The 13,387-nt window shown below is 69.3% G+C and carries 11 protein-coding genes; 4 read left to right on the top strand and 7 right to left on the bottom strand.

The genetic code is table 11. The annotated features are described in order from the left end of the window. Positions 1-8: 8 nt before the first annotated feature. The gene (locus tag ABL312_RS15265; protein WP_349358260.1) at positions 9-1,940 is read left to right on the top strand and encodes a DUF882 domain-containing protein; all 1,932 of its coding nucleotides are present in this window, start codon (positions 9-11) and stop codon (positions 1,938-1,940) included. 464 nt (positions 1,941-2,404) lie between these two features. Here ABL312_RS15265 and ABL312_RS15260 read toward each other — a convergent pair whose 3' ends face one another. Both ABL312_RS15260 and rpsU read right to left on the bottom strand, forming a co-directional pair. Then, positions 2,405-3,292 (bottom strand): tetratricopeptide repeat protein, encoded by an 888-nt coding sequence (locus tag ABL312_RS15260; protein WP_349358259.1) that lies wholly within the window; start codon positions 3,290-3,292, stop codon positions 2,405-2,407. 417 nt (positions 3,293-3,709) lie between these two features. Continuing rightward, on the bottom strand, positions 3,710-3,937 hold the full coding sequence (gene rpsU / locus ABL312_RS15255) for a 30S ribosomal protein S21 (protein WP_349358258.1): 228 nt from the start codon (positions 3,935-3,937) through the stop codon (positions 3,710-3,712). Between the two features lie 410 nt (positions 3,938-4,347). Between rpsU and ABL312_RS15250 the strand changes: the two genes are divergently transcribed. Then, positions 4,348-5,739: an MATE family efflux transporter gene (locus ABL312_RS15250; RefSeq protein WP_349358257.1), complete on the top strand. Its 1,392-nt coding sequence runs from the start codon at positions 4,348-4,350 to the stop codon at positions 5,737-5,739. Between the two features lie 52 nt (positions 5,740-5,791). Here the strand turns inward: ABL312_RS15250 and ABL312_RS15245 are convergent, their stop codons facing one another. The 3 genes from ABL312_RS15245 to ABL312_RS15235 all read right to left on the bottom strand — a co-directional run bounded on the left by ABL312_RS15245 (position 5,792) and on the right by ABL312_RS15235 (position 7,909). After that, entirely contained in the window at positions 5,792-6,895 is a 1,104-nt protein-coding gene (locus ABL312_RS15245) for a 5-(carboxyamino)imidazole ribonucleotide synthase (RefSeq protein ID WP_349358256.1), read from the bottom strand. A 114-nt stretch (positions 6,896-7,009) separates the two neighbouring features. Next, positions 7,010-7,507, bottom strand: coding sequence for a 5-(carboxyamino)imidazole ribonucleotide mutase (gene purE / locus ABL312_RS15240; RefSeq protein ID WP_349358255.1), 498 nt, complete (start codon positions 7,505-7,507; stop codon positions 7,010-7,012). Between the two features lie 180 nt (positions 7,508-7,687). Continuing rightward, positions 7,688-7,909 carry a DUF465 domain-containing protein gene (locus ABL312_RS15235; RefSeq protein WP_349358254.1) on the bottom strand — a complete coding sequence of 74 codons (222 nt, stop codon included), beginning with the start codon at positions 7,907-7,909 and terminating at the stop codon, positions 7,688-7,690. A gap of 278 nt (positions 7,910-8,187) precedes the next feature. Between ABL312_RS15235 and ABL312_RS15230 the strand changes: the two genes are divergently transcribed. Beyond that, a complete protein-coding gene (locus ABL312_RS15230) occupies positions 8,188-8,367 on the top strand; it encodes a DUF465 domain-containing protein (RefSeq protein ID WP_349358253.1) in 180 nt (59 codons plus the stop codon). Positions 8,368-8,556: 189 nt separating this feature from the next. Here ABL312_RS15230 and ABL312_RS15225 read toward each other — a convergent pair whose 3' ends face one another. Both ABL312_RS15225 and ABL312_RS15220 read right to left on the bottom strand, forming a co-directional pair. After that, complete coding sequence (locus tag ABL312_RS15225; RefSeq protein WP_349358252.1) at positions 8,557-10,194, bottom strand: acyl-CoA synthetase; 1,638 nt, start codon at positions 10,192-10,194, stop codon at positions 8,557-8,559. Positions 10,195-10,305: 111 nt separating this feature from the next. After that, positions 10,306-11,070 carry a sulfite exporter TauE/SafE family protein gene (locus ABL312_RS15220; RefSeq protein ID WP_349358251.1) on the bottom strand — a complete coding sequence of 255 codons (765 nt, stop codon included), beginning with the start codon at positions 11,068-11,070 and terminating at the stop codon, positions 10,306-10,308. 366 nt (positions 11,071-11,436) lie between these two features. On the opposite strand from ABL312_RS15220, the gene ABL312_RS15215 reads away from it, so the two are divergent. Further along, entirely contained in the window at positions 11,437-13,350 is a 1,914-nt protein-coding gene (locus tag ABL312_RS15215; protein ID WP_349358250.1) for a propionyl-CoA synthetase, read from the top strand. Positions 13,351-13,387 lie beyond the last annotated feature (37 nt).

Genomic DNA, 13,387 nt, shown 5'->3' with positions numbered 1-13,387 from the left:
GTCATGCCGTGTCCGCAAGGGCCGCGCCGGGCCGATCGATAAATTTTTTCAAAAGTGATGCGCATTTGCCACGATTTGCGCTCATTTCCGAATACGGTAAAGGCTTCTTAACTTCGGCCGCTTACACAAGCCCATTTGGGGGGCGGGTGTTCGGCGACCCCGCCGGCAAACTAGCGAGACTGAAATTGCCCGAGGCACCGATCTCCCGGCTGCAACGCCACGTCCGAGCGCTTGCACTGACCGTGCTTGCCGCCGTCGTTCTTGCCGTTGCCGCCGCGGCTCCGGCCCGTGCGGAAACGCGGACGCTGAAGCTCTACAACACGCACACGCACGAGCGCGTCGAGATCACGTTCAAGAAGAACGGCCGCTATCTCTCCTCGGGTCTGCGCGAGTTGAACCGCTTCCTGCGCGACTGGCGTCGCAACGAGATCACCAAGATGGACCCCGCCCTGTTCGACCTCGTCTGGGAGGTGTACCAGAAGGCGGGCACGAACAAGCCGATCCACGTCGTGTCGGGCTATCGCTCGCCGGCCACAAACAACATGCTGCGCCGCCGCTCGAGCGGGGTCGCCAAGTCGAGCATGCACACGCGCGGCCGCGCGATGGATTTCTACATTCCGGGTGTGAATGCCTCCGAGCTGCGTGCGCTGGGCCTGCGCAAGGAGGTCGGCGGCGTCGGCTACTATCCCAGTTCCCGCACGCCCTTCGTCCATCTCGACACCGGCCGCGTGCGCCACTGGCCGCGCATGACCCGTCGGCAGCTCGCCAAGGTTTTCCCGCGCGGCGACACGATCCATGTGCCGTCCGACGGCAAGAAGATGCCGCGGTACGCCGAGGCGCTCGCCCGGCAGAAGAGCGGCGGGTCGCGGCCCGCCACCACGCAGGTGGCAAGCGCGCCCTCCGCGTCGTCGCTGCCGCGCCGCAACTCAACCGACCTCGGCGATACCGGTCGGCGCATCGCCACGCCGCCCACGGCCGCTTCCGCCGGTACCTCCGATGGGCCGGGCCTGATCGCGCGGATCTTCACCGGAGGCGACGACGATGCGGCTGCGTCCGCGCCCACCCCGCCGGCACCGGTGCGCTCCGAGCCGGCCCGCGCCACCGCCACCGCGCAGACACCGCCGCCCGTCCCGCCGGCGGCGCCGGAGCCCGTCGCCGAGGAGCCCGCATCCGAGCCTGAGCAGGATCCGATCGTCGTCGCCCGCGTGGTTCCGCCGTCCAAGCCGGCCGGCTTTGCGGCCATCGTCGCGCGTGCGACGGATGGCGCCGTCGCGCCCGGCACGCTTGACGATCAGGCGCGGCGTCTGGCCGAAGGCCAGCCGGCCGTGCCGGTGCCGCCGGCGCCGGTCGGCGAGGCGCCCGTGGTTGTCGCCGCAGCGCCGCCTGCGCAAAAACCCCAGGAATTGCAGGCCAAACTCGCGCTCGCGGCCGCCGACGCCGTTCCGCGCGCCGCGCCGAATGACGGTGTATCGGCCATCGCCGCCGCCACCGGGGCAGGCCAGCCGCTGCGCAAGCCGCAGGAGCTGACGGCGGCGACGCTTGCCTATGCGCCGGCTGTCACCGCCTCCGTCGCCGGACCGGCGGACACGGTCGCGGTGCCCAAGCGCCGGGCCGCCGCGCCGGCCTCCGCACCGTCGTCTTCGGCGTCGGGGGCCTCCGTGGCGGGACGCTTGCCGCCGGCGGTCCTCGACGATCCGCTGGCCCGCTTCGCGGCCCTGCCGGATCGCTCCAACCCGGACCTGATTTCGGGACGCGTGACGACCCGGACGCGGCGCTTCGCCACACTTTCGCACCCCAATCAGCGTCAGCTCGAGTTCCTGCTGACCCCGCGCGGGCGCGTCTTCGCCAACCGCTTCGCGGATGACATGGCCGGCGCGCCGCGCGCCGACCGCTTCGAGGGCGCGGCCGTGGTGCTCCTGCCGGTGGTCGCCCTGCGCTGAGGCGGCCTCTGTCCCGTGGCACTTGCAGATGACGGGCGAAAGCCTGCGCGGTTCTCGGCGAACCCGCAACGGACCCTGAAACGCAGCCGCTGACCGGAGCCACGGGAGGGACCTCGTGCCGCCTTGTGCCGGTATCGGTCCGGTCCTCCCGCGCGGCCGACTGTCGTCTGTCGCGGCGGGATCCTGTGCGGCAAGGCGGCACCGGGCGTTTGCTCCGCTTGCGCACGCCCCGGCGGGCCTCGGTGGGCCGGGGCGCCGCGGGAACACGCTGCGCGGCGAGGCGAGACCGATCCCAGGCGGACGGCATGGGCCGACGCCGGCGCGAAACGCCGGGGAGCGCCCGCGGCCGGGCTGTGATTTCGGGACGGTTCGCGGGGAACGGCGTGAGGGACAGGGCGTGCCTGTTCAGCTGGAAGCCGTTCGATGGCGCGTGCGTGTCGTCGGATCGAGACGTGTTGCGCGCTTCAGCTCGGCGTCGTCATCGCCAGGCCGCCGTCGCCCCGGTCAAGCCGGCCGATCCCGTCGCGGGCGATGGCATTGGAGGCGTCGAGGCCGAGCGCGCGGTTGTAGGCGCGTCGGGCGTCGGACGTCTCGCCGAGGACCTCGAGCGCCAGGCCGCGATTGGCCCAGGCGACGGACGAGCGCTTGTCGCGCGTGATCGCGTCGGTGAAGTCGGACAGGGCAGCCTTCGGATCGTTGAGCGCGAGATAGGACAGGCCACGCGAGATGTAGGGCGCGGGGGCGTTGGGATCGAGGCCGATCGCGGTGGCGAAATCCTCGACCGCCGCCTCGTGCCGGCGCTGCTCCTGATGGATGAGGCCACGGCTGAAGAAGGCGCGCGCGTTGCTCGAATCGACCGCGATCGCACGGTCGAAATCCGCGAGCGCGGCGTCGTAGCGGCCGGTTTCCATATAGGCGTTGCCGCGCCCGACGAGGGCGGCGTCGTAGTCCGGCTGCAGACGGATGGCGTTGGTGTAGTCGGAGATCGCCGCCGTCAGATTGCCCTTGCGGCGCTGCACCAGCGCGCGGTTGGCATAGGCCTGATGGGAATCCGGAGCGAGTCGCAGAGCGGTATTGAAGTCCTCGATGGCCGCATCGAGGCGTCCGGCCTGTCCGTAGGCGACGCCGCGCGTGTTGTAGGCGCTCGCGTCGCGCGGATTGTTCTCGATCACCCTATTGAGCGAATCGATGTTGGCGGCGGTGCCGGGAGAGCGATCGACCGAAACTCCGGACACGCCGGCGGTCTGACAGGCACCGAGCATCAGGGACGAACTCAGCAGCAGGCCACTCAGCAAGCCGGCGGCCCGCCCCCGGTTGCGCCGGTCCTGACTGCGACGATCCGCATGGTGCATGGCCGTTTCCCGTCTGTTCGCGGTTCCCTCCGCCGACAGGCGGATGCCTGATGTCGCGGAACGCGTCCCCCGAACGCCGTCGACCGGACCCGTTCACGGCGGTCGCAGGGCGGTTGCGACTCACCTCCGGAAGATCTCACCCGCACTTTGCGGCAAAATCGGGTCGTTGCGCGTGCTCCCGGAGGACCCGGCCGGCGAGTTTCTGCCGGCATGTCCGCGCCGAGGTGTCCCGGGCGGACGGGTCGACAGCGACGCGGCTCCGTGGATGCGGCCCTCTGCGGGCAGTGCCCCGGCGGACGGCGCGCGGCCGGTGTTCGCGCCAATGGCCGTAGCCGACATGCGAAACCGGGAGGGCATCGGAGCCGGACCGGCACGTGTCGCGAAAGCCTAAGGTCCGGCGATGGCCGGACCGTAAGGTCAGCGACGTGCGGACTTGCCCGGCAGCAGGCCTTCGCGCTGGGCGCGCTTGCGGGCCAGCTTGCGCGCGCGGCGCACGGCTTCGGCCTTTTCGCGGGCCTTCTTCTCCGACGGCTTTTCGTAGTGACCGCGGAGCTTCATCTCGCGAAAGATGCCTTCGCGCTGCATTTTCTTCTTCAGCGCCTTGAGCGCCTGATCGACATTGTTGTCGCGGACCAAAACCTGCACGCGTTCTTTCCCATCGTTCTTGCGCCAAGGGGGTTTGCGCCCCTGTGCGCCGGATCCAAACCGGTATGACGTCGCTAGTCTGACTCGGGAGCGACAACGGATTTCGGCGGACCGTCCCGACAAGGGCGATCCACGAACGAACCCGAGAGCGAGCCTTGCACAAGACGCCTGGCCGCCGCTTTCACGTCGCTGATCAGGGCGTGGTGTTACCAGAGGTGCTGCGCCTTGTCCACTGATAGAATTACGGTGTGGCGCGCGAAAACCGGCGCGATCCGCAGCTCTTGCGCGCAAATTGCGGATCCGGTCTCTGGACAGGCGCATGGGGCGCGGCTACCAGTGACGGGCACCGGGTCGCGCGGATTGTTCCCCTCTCGCGTTCCTTGATTGTCCGGTGCAATCCGGAGCCCGACATGACCACGACGTCCGCCCGACCGCACGCGGATCAGACGCCCGCCGCCCCATGGCGCGCGGAGGTGGCGCAGAGCCTGCGCCTCGGCGTGCCCATCGCCGGCGCGCAGGTCGCGCAGATCGCCATCAACACCACCGACGTGTTGATGATCGGCTGGCTCGGTGCGGTGGAACTGGCGGCGGCCGTTCTGGCGTTCAACTTCTATATTCTGGTGTGGCTGTTCGGCGTGGGCGTGCTGCAGGCGGTGATCCCGCTCGCGGCGCGGGCGCGGGGCGAGCGGCGGCCGCGCGATCTGCGCCGGGCGGTGCGCATGGGCTTCTGGTTCGTGGCGCTTTACATGATCCCGACCTGGGGGCTGTTGTGGTTCACCGAGGCGATCCTGCTGGCGCTTGGCCAGGAGGCGGAGGTGGCGCGCCTTGCCGGCGGCTATGCGCGGGTGCTGATGTTCGCCGCGCTGCCCTCGCTGCTGATCATGGCCCTGCGCAACTTCATCACCGTGCTGGAAAAGGCGCAGGTCGTGCTGTGGGCGACCGTCGCCGGCGTGGTGCTCAATGTCATCGTCAACTATCTGCTGATCTTCGGCAATTTCGGCTTTCCGCGGCTCGAGCTGATCGGCGCCGGCGTTGCCTCGGTGGTGACCTCGACCTTCACGCTGCTGCTGCTGGTGATCTATGTGCTGCGGCAGCGTCAGCTGCGCCGCTATGCGGTCTTCGGGCGCATCTGGCGCAGCGACTGGCCGAAGTTCTTCGAGATCCTGCGGCTCGGCTGGCCGATCGCGGTGACGCTCCTGACCGAGGTGGCGCTGTTTTCCGGCTCGGCGGTGATGATGGGCTGGGTCGGCACCGTGCCGCTTGCCGCGCACGGGATTGCGACCCAGCTTGCCTCGATCACCTTCATGGTGCCGCTCGGGCTGGGGCAGGCGGGCATGATCCGCGTCGGACTGGCGGCGGGCCGGGGTGACCGGGCCGGCGTCGGGCGCGCCGGCTGGACGGCGATCGCTGTCTCGCTCGCCTTCATGGGCGCTTGCGCCATCGTTTTCTGGGTGTCGCCGGAGCCGCTGGTGCGCCTGTTCCTCGATCTCGACAATCCGCAGGCGGACGAGGTGCTGGCAATCGGCGTGACCTTCCTGTTCGTCGCGGCGCTGTTTCAGATCTTCGACGGGGCGCAGGTCGTGGGCGGCAGTCTGCTGCGCGGGCTCGCCGACACCAAGGTGCCGATGATCATCTGCGTGTTCGGCTACTGGGTCGTGGGGGCAGGCGGGGCCTACCTGTTGGCCTTCCCGCTCGGGCTCGGCGGTATCGGCATCTGGTGGGGACTGGCGATCGGGCTTGCCTTCGTCGCGGTGATCGCCATCTGGCGCTTCGCGTTGCGCGAGCGAATCGGGCTGATCTGATCTTGCCATTGGCCGGGTTGGCTACGGCGCAGGCAGTTCGGGCGCGCGAGGATCACGCGCGCAAGGGGCGGATCCGGTTGACGTGGCCCATCTTGCGGCCCGGGCGCGTCTCGGCCTTGCCGTAGAGATGCAACGCGGCGTCGGGGTCGGCGAGGATCTCGGCCCAACGCCCGGCCTCCGCACCGATCAGGTTTTCCATGACCACGTCGCAATGGCGCTCCGCGCTGCCGAGCGGCCAGCCGGCGACGGCGCGCATGTGCTGCTCGAATTGCGACACAAGGCAGGCGTCCTGGGTCCAGTGGCCGGAATTGTGCACCCGAGGCGCGATCTCGTTGACCAGCAGCCGGGTCTCCCCGCCTTCCGGCAACACGAACATTTCGACCCCGATCACCCCGACATAGTCGAGCCGGTCGGCGATGCGTTCGGCGAGCATACGGGCCTCAGCCGCCGTATCCGCGTCGAGGGTCGCCGGCACGGTGGAGGTCTTGAGGATGTGGTCGCGGTGGACATTCTCGGCCACGTCATAGGCGCGCAAGGTTCCGTCGACGCCGCGTGCGGCGATCACCGACACCTCGCGTTCGAAGGGCACGAAGGCTTCCAGGATCGCCGGCACGCCGCCCAGACGCGTGAAGGCCCCCTCCGCGTCGGCGACGGAGCGCAGCATCGTCTGCCCCTTGCCGTCGTAGCCCATGCGGCGCGTCTTCAGGACGCCCGCTCCGCCGAGATCGGCGAGCGCCGGCGCCAGGTCCGCCTCGGCGTCGATGCGCCGGAAGTCGGCGATCGGCACACCGGCCTCGCGCAGGAAGGTCTTTTCGTCGAGCCGATCCTGCGCGACGGCGAGCGCGCCCGGCCCGGGATGCACCGCGACCCGTTCGGCCAGATGGGCGGCGGTCGGACCGGGCACGTTCTCGAATTCGTAGGTAACCACATCGACGGCGGCCGCGAAGGCGTCGAGCGCGGCCGTGTCGTCGTAGGCCGCGACGGTGCGCGCGGCCGCGACCTCGAAGGCGGGGCTTGCCGGATCGGGGCAGAAGACATGCGTCTTGAGACCGAGCGGGGCGGCGGCGAGCGCCAGCATGCGGCCGAGCTGGCCGCCGCCGAGAATGCCGATCGTCTCGCCCGGAACGAGCGGGGTGAAGTCGCGGGAGCGGGTCATGCGGGTCTCGTGGCGGGTCTCGTGGCGGGTCTCGTGGCGGTCGTCTGGGGGCTGCTCGGGGGCTGCGGCGCCGGTCGCCTGCGCCGCGAAAGGTCTTGGCCGGGTCGCGGGCGGTCAGGCCTCGTCGACGGGGCGCTCGGCGACCGCCGCGCTCTGGCGCGCGCGCCAGGCGTCGAGCCGGTCGGCAAGGGCGGGATCGTTCAGCGCCAGAACGGCCGCCGCCATCAGCGCGGCGTTGACCGCCCCGGCCCGCCCGATGGCCAGCGTGCCGACGGGGATGCCGGCCGGCATCTGCACGATCGACAGCAGGCTGTCCTCGCCCTTGAGGGTGCGCGACTCGATCGGCACGCCGAAGACCGGCAGCGGCGTCATGGAGGCGGTCATGCCGGGCAGATGCGCCGCGCCGCCGGCGCCGGCGATCACCACCTTGACGCCCGCATCGCGCGCGCCCCTGGCGAAATCGTAGAGCCGCTCGGGCGTGCGATGCGCGGAGACGATGCGCGCCTCATGCGCGATCTCCAGCGCCGCCAGCGTGTCGGCAGCGTGTTTCATGGTGGGCCAGTCGGACTGACTGCCCATGATGATCGCCACAAGCGGCGTGTCGGTGGTCATGCGCCTCAGGGGTCCTTGCGCCTGGGAACGAGGGAAGCGGCCACCACGGGGTGGGCCGCCGGAAGGGGATGCACTATAGGCGGCCTGCCCGCCGGCGCAACCGCGGCGGCCGCTGTCCGGCGCGGATAGCGCACCATACTACCGGGTGATCCCGTCGGGCCATGGCGTCGGGCACAGGCGTCAGGCGATGATATCGGGAAGCAGCTTGTCCTCCAGCGTCGCGATCCGGTCCTTGAGCGCGAGCTTCTTCTTCTTGAGGCGCTGGATCTGCAAGGCGTCCGCGCGGCCGGACTCGCTCATGGCATCGATTGCGCTATCGAGATCGCGGTGCTCCTGGCGCAGCCGCGCCAGTTCCATGCGAACGGCTTTCTCGTCGTCGCCGCCGTTCAGTCCGGAATCCATTCCCTGCTCCTTATGCCGCGCCCGGGACGTACGGCCCCCGGTCCATCGCTGCCCGGCGAGGATACCGCGCGGGGCGGCGAAACGGTAGGGGGCAAGAGGCGACCGCCCGGGATCTCGTGCAGAGCGTGCAGGGCGCGCCCGGACACACCGTCGCATGGGGGTGTTTTCGCGGAAATCCGCCGGTTTCGGGCGGTCGATTCCGGTCGGAATCGTTCGACAGGCGGGGGGCTGTGTGTCACACTCCTGTTGTCGAAAGCGCATAGGCAAGGAGGTTATCCATGTCCCTTCAGTCGCATCTCGTCGAGTTGCAGAAACGCCACTCGGACCTGGAGCGCAAGCTGGAAGACGCCCGGCGTCACCCCAGCGCGGACTCGCTTGAAATCGCCTCCCTCAAGCGTCAGAAACTTCAGCTCAAGGACGAGATCGAACGGCTGAGAACGTCCGAAACCGTACACTGAGATCCGATTCTGCGGGATCCGGTATACGGAGCCCGGCGCGGATCGACACGGCCGTCAGCGACATGCGCGGCCCTGCCATGATCCGCACTGCTTGAGACGACAGTTCGACACGACAGTCGGAACCCGACACATGAAAGCCGCGGCCCCTGCCGCGGCTTTCGTCGTTTCATGCCCGCGCGCCTTGCGCGCTCACATCTCCCGGGCGCGCTCGCGCAGGACGAACTTCTGGATCTTCCCCGTGGAGGTCTTGGGCAGGTCGGTGAAGACCACATGGCGCGGGGCCTTGAAGTGGGCGAGGCGCTCGCGGCAGAAGGCGATCAGATCGTCCGCGCTCACCGCGGTGCCTGCCCGCGTCTCGACGAAGGCGCAGGGCGTTTCGCCCCACTTGTCGTCCGGCTTGGCGACGACGGCGGCGGCGATCACGTCCGGGTGCTTGAACAGCACATCCTCCACCTCGATGGAGGAGATGTTCTCGCCGCCGGAGATGATTATGTCCTTGGAGCGGTCCTTGAGCTGGATGTAGCCGTCGGGGTGCAGCACGCCGAGATCGCCGGAATGGAACCAGCCGCCGGCGAAGGCCTTGGCCGTCGCGTCCGGGTTCTTCAGATAGCCCTTCATCACCACGTTGCCGCGGAACATGACCTCGCCGAGCGTCTCCCCGTCGGCCGGCACCGGCGTCATGGTCTCGGGGTCCATCACGGTGAGCCCGTCGAGCGCCACATAGCGCACGCCCTGACGCGCCTTGAGGGCGGCCTGGTCGGCACCGGCCAGCCCGTCCCAGTCCGCCTTCCATTCGTTGACGACGGCGGGGCCATAGACCTCCGTCAGCCCGTAGAGATGGGTGACGTTGAAGCCCGCGTCCTTCATCGCGGCGAGCACCGCCTCGGGCGGCGGCGCGGCGGCGGTGAAGAACTCGACCGCGCGGCCCGCGAGGTCGCGCTTGTCGGCGTCGGGCGTGTTGAGGATCGTCGACATGACCACCGGCGCGCCGCACAGATGGGTGACGCCCTCGTCGGCGAGCGCGTCCCAGATCGGCTTCTGGCGCACCCAGCGCAGGCAGACATGGGTGCCCGCGACCACCGACAGCGACCAGGGAAAGCACCAGCCGTTGCAGTGGAACATCGGCAGCGTCCACAGATAGACGGGATGCTTGCCCATGGAGGCGGTGAGAATGTTGGCCTGCGCCAGCAGATAGGCGCCGCGATGGTGGTAGACCACGCCCTTGGGGTTTCCGGTGGTGCCCGAGGTGTAATTCAGCGAGATCGCGTCCCACTCGTCCTCCGGCAGGGCCCAGGCGAACTCCGGATCGCCCTCGGCCAGGAGGGCCTCGTAGTCGAGCGTGCCGAGCCGCGCGCCGTCCTGGGCAAACTCGGGATCGTCATAGTCGACGACGAGCGGATCGACGCTGGCCAGCGCCAGCGCTTCCTTCATGACGGAGGCATATTCGCGGTCGGTGATCACCACCTTGCTTTCGGCGTGGTCGAGCTGGAAGGCGATGATCGCCGCGTCGAGCCGTGTGTTGAGCGAATGCAGCACGGCGCCGGCCATGGGCACGCCGTAGTGGGCCTCGAGCATCGGCGGGGTGTTGGAGAGCATCACCGTCACCGTGTCGTTCTTGCCGATGCCGCGCTGGCGCAGCGCGGAGGCGAGTCGCCGGCTGCGGGCGTAGAAGTCCGCGTAGGAGGTGCGCTGGCGGCCGTGCACGATCGCCGTGTGTTCGGGAAAGACGCTCGCCGCCCGCGCCAGGAAGCTCAACGGCGACAGGGGCGTGTAGTTGGCCTGCGTCTTGTCCAGATCGCGCATGTAGGGGCTGCCGGTCTCGGCCATGAGGTCCTCCAGTGTCAACGGGTGCGCCGCGCGGCGGCGCACCATCAAAGCGGCAAAGCCGCAGGCGATCAATGCCCGGATCGCCCGGCGGCGCGGCGAACCGCGACCCGCTCACGCCAGGATGCCGGCGACCCCGTCCCACAGGAGTTTCAGCCCGATCAGCCCGACGGCGGCATAGGTGATCTTGTAGAAGACGGAGGCGTCGACGTGTTTCACCAGCCACACGCCGGCGAAGGTGGCGAGCGGGGCGAGCGGCAGCAGCACGGCGGAAGTGGCGAGGTTGCGCGTGTCGAACTGGCCGAGCGCGGTGTAGGGCACGAGTTTCACCGCGTTGACGGTGGTGAAAAAGACGACGGCCGTGCCGGCGAAACGTACCGGATCGAGCCGGAGCGGCAGCATGTAGAACTGGAACGGCGGCCCGCCGGCATGGCTGACGAAACTGGTGAAGCCGGATATCGCGCCCCAGAAGCGCCCGGCCCAGGGTCGGTGCGGGCGCGGCGCGCCGTGGAAGGCGCCGCCGAGGGCGGCGTTCGCCGCGAAGAGGATCGCGACCAGACCGACCAGCAGCCGCACATGGGCGTCCGACACCTGCGCGGCGGTGAGATAGCCGATCCCGATCCCCACCAGCGCGCCGGGCAGAAGGATCGCGAGGCTCTTCGTGTCGAAGCTCTTGCGATAGGCGGCAAGCCCGGCCATGTCCATCGCGATCAGGATCGGCAACATGATGGCGGCCGCCTGAACCGGGGGGATCACCAGCGCCATCAGCGGCACGCCGAGCAGCCCCAGAGGCCCCGCGAAACCGCCCTTGGCAAGGCCGACCACGAGCACGGCCGGAACGGCGAAGGCATAGAAGACCGGATCGGCGATCGGAAGCACGGCAGGGCTTTCTCTTGGCAAGAGGCGCGGGCGGTTGGCAAAGAGGTGTTGGCACGGCGGCGCGGGCGGGTGCGGCGGCACGATGCGCCGCATGGCTTTCTGTTTAGGGCCGTCGCGCGGCCGCGTCGAGCCCGCCTGCGGAGCGCGCGCCCGGGACGGCCTGCGCAGCCGCGGTTTCCCGCGAAGCCTCCCGACGATCTGCCTACGCAACTCCCCCATCCGCCGAATGTCTTACGCCGCCGATCTTGCCTTTCGCGCGTCGCTGGCGGCAGATACGCTGACCAAAAGCGACAGCGATCCGGGACGGTGCGCGAAAGGCCCGCAGGCTTCCCCGCGCCGCTCCGGCCGTCAGGGAGGAGCGTATCGATGGCAAGCCGCTACCATGAGGTCTACGAGGGCTGGAAACGCGATCCGGAAGGGTTCTGGGCCAGCGCGGCGGCCGAGATCGACTGGATCAAGCCCTGGGACACGGTGTTCGACGCTAGCCTTGGCGGCTACGGTCAATGGTTCGCCGGGGCGGAATGCAACACCTGTTACAATTGCCTCGACCGGCATGTGGAGCGCGGCCGCCCGGGTCAGCCGGCGATCATCTACGACAGCCCGATCACCGGCAAGAAGGCGACCTTCACCTATGAGGAGACGCTGGAGCGGGTGAACGCCATCGCCGCGGTGCTCGCCGACCAGGGCGTCGCGAAGGGCGACCGGGTGATCATCTACATGCCGATGATCCCGGAAGCGGTGATGGCGATGCTCGCCTGCGCCCGGCTCGGCGCGATCCATTCCGTCGTCTTCGGCGGTTTCGCCGCGCGCGAACTCGCCACCCGCATCGACGACGCCAGGCCCAAGGCCATCGTCGCCGCCTCCTGCGGCATCGAGCCGGGCCGGGTCGTGGCCTACAAGCCGCTGCTCGACGAAGCGATCGAGATCGCCACGCACAAGCCGGACAGCTGTTTCGTGCTGCAGCGCGAACAGGCGGACGCCACCCTGCGGCCGGGCCGCGATCACGATCTGGGCGCCCTGATGGACGCGGCGCTCGCGGCCGGGCGGACCGTGCCCTGCGTGCCCGTCAAGGCGACCGATCCCCTCTATATCCTCTATACCTCCGGCACGACGGGGCAGCCCAAGGGCGTGGTGCGCGACAACGGCGGCCACATGGTCGCGCTCAAGTGGTCGATGTCCAATCTCTACGGCATCCAGCCGGGCGAGGTGTTCTGGGCGGCCTCCGACGTCGGCTGGGTCGTCGGCCATTCCTACATTGTCTATGCGCCGCTGCTGCAAGGGGCGACGACGATCGTCTTCGAGGGCAAGCCGGTCGGCACGCCGGACGCCGGCGTCTTCTGGCGGGTGATCTCCGAGCACGGCGTGGCGAGCCTCTTCACCGCGCCGACCGCGTTTCGCGCGATCAAGAAGGAAGACCCGGACGGCAAGCTGATCGACGACTACGACCTCGCCAGCTTCCGCTCGCTGTTCCTGGCCGGCGAGCGCGCCGACCCGGACACGCTGCAATGGGCGGAGGACATGCTCGGCGTGCCGGTGATCGATCACTGGTGGCAGACGGAAACCGGCTGGGCCATCGTCGGCAATCCGCTGGGCTTGGGCGCCCTGCCGATCAAACACGGGTCGCCGACCGTGCCGATGCCGGGCTACGACGTGCAGGTGCTGGACGACGCCGGCCATCCCGTGCCGGCCGGCACGCTCGGCAATGTGGTGGTCAAGCTGCCGCTGCCGCCGGGCTGCCTGCCGACCCTGTGGAACGCGCCCGAGCGTTTTCACGCGAGCTATCTCGCGGAGTTCCCCGGCTACTACAAGACGGCGGACGCCGGCGTCATGGACGACGAGGGCTACCTCTTCATCATGGCGCGCACCGACGACATCATCAATGTGGCCGGCCACCGTCTGTCGACCGGCGCCATGGAAGAAGTGCTGGCGAGCCATCCGAATGTCGCCGAATGCGCGGTGATCGGGATCGTCGACACGCTGAAGGGCCAGGCGCCACTCGGCTTCGTCGTGCTGAAGGCCGGCGTCGACCGTCCGCACGCGGAGATCGAGGCGGAACTCGTCAAGCTGGTGCGCGAGAAGATCGGCCCCGTCGCCGCCTTCAAGCTGGCGATCACCGTCGACCGGCTGCCCAAGACGCGCTCGGGCAAGATCCTGCGCGCCACCATGCGCCAGATCGCCGATGGCGACGAGGTGAAGATGCCCGCGACCATCGACGACCCGGCGATCCTCGAGGAGATCGAGGAGGCGCTGAAGGCGCACGGTCTCGTCAAGTCGGGCTGACCGCGCCCTCTGTCGGGTGGTGTCGGGCCGCGGGCCA

This window comes from Stappia sp., assembly GCF_040110915.1.
In the GTDB taxonomy this organism is placed as follows: Bacteria; Pseudomonadota; Alphaproteobacteria; order Rhizobiales; family Stappiaceae; genus Stappia.
This window is presented reverse-complemented; position numbering and strand designations above follow the sequence as displayed.